At 67.6% G+C, this 4,081-nt stretch carries 1 protein-coding gene and 1 pseudogene; both read right to left on the reverse strand.

The window, feature by feature from the left end; translation table 11 throughout:
- Positions 1–347 (reverse strand): annotated as a pseudogene (locus tag ACR9ZJ_RS18975) (cell division protein ZipA); the annotation flags it as partial.
- Positions 348–370: 23 nt separating this feature from the next.
- Positions 371–3,871 carry a chromosome segregation protein SMC gene (gene smc, locus ACR9ZJ_RS18980; protein WP_481288643.1) on the reverse strand — a complete coding sequence of 1,167 codons (3,501 nt, stop codon included), beginning with the start codon at positions 3,869–3,871 and terminating at the stop codon, positions 371–373.
- Between the last annotated feature and the right edge of the window lie 210 nt (positions 3,872–4,081).

Below are 4,081 nucleotides of genomic sequence, written 5' to 3' on the forward strand. Positions count from 1 at the left end.
GCCGTGCGCTCGCCCGCCAGCGAGGCGCCCAGCCGCTCCAGCTCGGCACGCAGGTCGACATCGAGTTCGCCCTGCGCCGGCTTCGGACTGAACAGCGGGTCGCCGGCGTCTTCGTCACGCGCGCTGAAGGATTCCCGCGCCTCGGCGTCCAGGTCGTCCCGCTCGTCGCCGAACACCGGCTCGCGGCGCTCGCGCGCGCGTTCGGGCTGTTCCTGCACCGGTTTTCGGCGCCCTTGCTCCTTGCGTGGCTGGCCGAACAGCCAGAGCAGCACGAGCACGACGATGCCGACGAAGAGCATCGGGATGCCTACCGCGGGATTCCAGGCGAGGCCGATGACGGGGTTCATGGTCGATTCCTTGGATGTGATGCTTAGGCGACGCCGACGAGCTTGGTTGCCTCGGCCAGGTCGACCTGGACGAGACGCGACACGCCCGGTTCGCGCATGGTAACGCCGCAGAGCTGGTGTGCGGCTTCCATCGTGGCCTTGTTGTGGCTCACGAAGATGAACTGCACCTTCTCGCTCATCTCGCGGACCATGGCCGAGAAGCGGCCGACATTGGCCTCGTCCAGCGGCGCATCCACCTCGTCCAGGAGGCAGAATGGCGCGGGATTGAGACCGAAGATGGCGAACACCAGCGACACGGCGGTAAGTGCCTTCTCGCCGCCGGAAAGCAGCGTGATGTTCGACACGCGCTTGCCGGGGGGCCGCGCCATGATCGCCACGCCGGTGTCGAGCAGGTCTTCGCCGGTGAGTTCGAGATAGGCGTGGCCGCCACCGAACAAGCGCGGGAAAAGCTCCTGCACGCCCGCGTTGACCCGGTCGAACGTTTCCTTGAAACGCTGGCGCGTTTCGCGGTCGATCTTCTTGATCGCCCCTTCGAGCGTCTCCAACGCGCTGGCGAGATCGGTCAGCTGCGCATCGAGGTATTCCTTGCGCTGCGACTGCTCGGCGTGCTCCTGGATCGCGGCGAGGTTGACCGGTTCCAGGCGGGCGATCTTCTGCGACAGTTCGACCAGCTGCTGCTGCCAGCGCTCCGGTTCGGCGTCCTCGGCGAGTTCGGCGAGCAAGGCCTCCAGTTCGAGCCCGGAGGCGGCGATGGCCCCGGCGAGCTGCTCCGCGCGCAGTTGCAGGGCCTGCGCGGCGAGCCTCTTTTCCGACACGCTCTCGCGCACCTGGTTGAGCACGTGCTCGATACGCTGCCGCTCCTGTTCGAGGCGGCGGAATTCGGCGTCGCAATCTTCCAGGGCACGGCGTGCTTCGACCAGTTGCTTGTCGACCAGCAGGCGCTGGTCGAGGTAGGTCTGCCGCTCGGCCTCGAGTTCGGCGATGGGGTCGGACCCCGCGGCGAGTTGCTGGTCGATCTCGTCACGGCGCGCCATGACCTGGCGAAGCTGCGTGTCGAGGCGGCCCAGCGCCTGTTCCAGTGAACCGAGCGCGGAACGCTTGGACTCCATGCTCAACGCGAGCTGGTGGGCCTGCTCGGCGGCTTCGCGCGCGTTGATCCTCGCTTCCTCGCGTGCTTCGAGCAGCTCGCGGCGTTCGTTTTCCAGCCCGCGGCGCTCGTCTTCCCGATCGCCCATGTGGCCCACCGCCTCGTCGAGGCGCGCACGGGCTTCGCGGGTCTGTCCTTCGAGTTCGTCGAGCTGTTCGACGATGACCGAGATCTCGCCGCCGACCTTTTCGGCGCGGGCGCGTGCCGTTTCCATCTTGCCGCGATGGCTCTGCAACTGGCCGGCCAGTTCGGAAAGTCGGCGATGCGCCGCGTAGAGATCGCGCTGCGCGTCGTCGCGCTGGCGTTCGGTCTCGAACTTGCGCGTGCGCAATGTTTCCAGTTGTTCGGTGCGCTCCTCGATGGAGGCCTCGAGCGTTTCGATCTGTTCGGCGAGCTGGCGGATGTCGCGCTCGCGGGCGAGCACGCCCACCTGGTTGCCCTGCGCGCGCAACACACGGGCCCAGCCCGGCCCCATCCAGGCGCCATCGCGGGTGATGACCGACTGGTGCGGCGCCAGCGAGGCGAGCCGCGAGGCGGCGTCCTGGACCGAATCGGCCACGAAGACATGACCGAGCAGGTTCACCGCGGCCAACGGTCCGCGCACATGGGCGGCCAGCGTACCGGCGCTGCCGGGGCCGCCCTGCTCGCGCGCGAACAAGGCGACGTCGGCCTGGCCCAGCGCTTCGAATTCCGGCGTCAGCGCTTCCGGGGCGTCGACCAGCACGCCATCGAGCACGCCGGCCAGCACGGTTTCCACGGCGGATTCGTAACCGGGATCCACTTGCAGGGATTCGCCGAGGCGGCGCGAGCGGTCCAGGCCGAGGCGGGCCAGCCAGCCGCTGGCGGCGGTTTCTTCCTGGCCCAGCGCCGCGCTTTGCAGGGCTTCCAGCGAAGCCTGCCGGCCGCGCGCGGTCTGCAACTGCTGGCGGGCGTCGTTCAACGCCGACTGTACCTGGCGTTCCTCGTCGAGCACCCGTTCATAGGCGACCTTGTGCTGGTCGAGCACGCCGCCGAGTTGCTCCACCCGTTCGCGATGGGTCTCGTGTTCGGTGTCCAGTTGCTCGGCGGCCGCGTCGAGCGCGGCGACGTCGGTGGCGCGCTGCTCGGCTTCCAAGGCCTCCCGGCGCTTGGACAGGTCGACCGCCTGACGGTCGAGGTAGGCCAGCTTGGTGCGCTCCACTTCCGCGGCGCGGCTGGATTCGGAGGCGCCGCGCGTATGCGTGTCCCAGCGCTGCTGCCAGTCGGCGAGCCTGGCTTCCGTCGAGCGCTGCGCCTCGCCCGTCTCGTCCTGGATCTGCTGCAGCGATTCCAGCTTCGGCTCGCCTTCGGCCAGCGCCATGCGCAAGGCCTCGATCTGTTCGCGATCGGCGCCGATGTGGCCCTGCAGTTCCTCGTATTCCCGATCGGCATCGGCACGCGAACGCGTAAGGCGCTCGTTGAGGTCGCGGTTGTGCCGCACCTGTTGCTCGACGCGCGCTATCTCGGCGCCGACCTTGTACACCTCGGCCTGCACCTGGTTCATGTGTTCGCTGGCGCCCTGATGGCGCTCGCGCACGCTTTCCAGCTGCGCCTCCACCTGGCGCTGCGTGGCGAGGTGCTTCTCGATCTCCAGCTCGGCCTCGCGCAGGCCGGAACCCTCGCCCTCGTGGCGACGGTGAAGCGTGCGGTATTCCAGCGCGCGCAACTCGGCCTCCCGGCGGGTGTGCTCTTCCTTGAAGGCCTTCCAGCGCTCGGCGGCGCGGGCCTGGCGATTCAGGTGGTCGAGCTGTTTCTCGACCTCGTCGCGCACGTCGCGCACGCGGTCGAGGTTCTCTCGCGTGGACTTGATGCGGCTCTCGGTCTCCTTGCGGCGCTCCTTGTACTTGGAGATGCCGGCGGCCTCCTCCAGGTGCGTGCGCAGTTCCTCCGGCGCGGCCTCGATGATCTGGCTGATCATGCCCTGCTCGATGATCGAGTAGGAACGGGGCCCGAGGCCCGTGCCGAGGAAGAGGTCGGTGATGTCGCGCCGACGGCAGCGTGCGCCGTTGAGGAAATAGGCGGACTGGCCGTCGCGGCTGACCACGCGCTTCACCGAGATCTCGGCGAAGCTGGCGTATTCGCCCTGGATGGTGGCGTCGCTGTTGTCGAAGATCAGCTCGACCGCGGCCTGGCCCACGGGCTTGCGCGCGCTCGAACCGGAAAAGATGACGTCGGTGAGCGAGTCGCCGCGCAGGCGGCTGGCAGCCGATTCACCCATCACCCATCGAATGGCGTCGATGATGTTCGACTTGCCGCAGCCGTTCGGGCCGACGACGCCGGTCATGTTGGTGGGCAGGTGCAGCGTGGTGGGGTCGACGAAGGACTTGAAACCCGCCAGCTTGATCGTGGTCAGACGCATTATGGTTTCCGTTGGGACGCGGCCGTGGACTCCGTTCGGGAGCCTCCCCCTGGCTGATCGATCACTTTGCCAAAGGGGGACGGGGTGCGCAATACACGAAGCAGCATGAGGTTAAAGCGCTAACCCGTTGTTTTACCGAAAAGCCACCTTCGGTTCGATAAGCCAGCCTTGGTGTGGGAGCCGCTTTCAGGCTGTCTCTTATACACATCT

It is taken from the genome of Luteibacter sp. KNZ12-1A (assembly GCF_056755675.1).

Bases quoted from the DNA above. Each gene is read 5' to 3' on its own strand.
- smc (WP_481288643.1), bottom strand. From the start codon at position 3,871: ATGCGTCTGACCACGATCAAGCTGGCGGGTTTCAAGTCCTTCGTCGAC.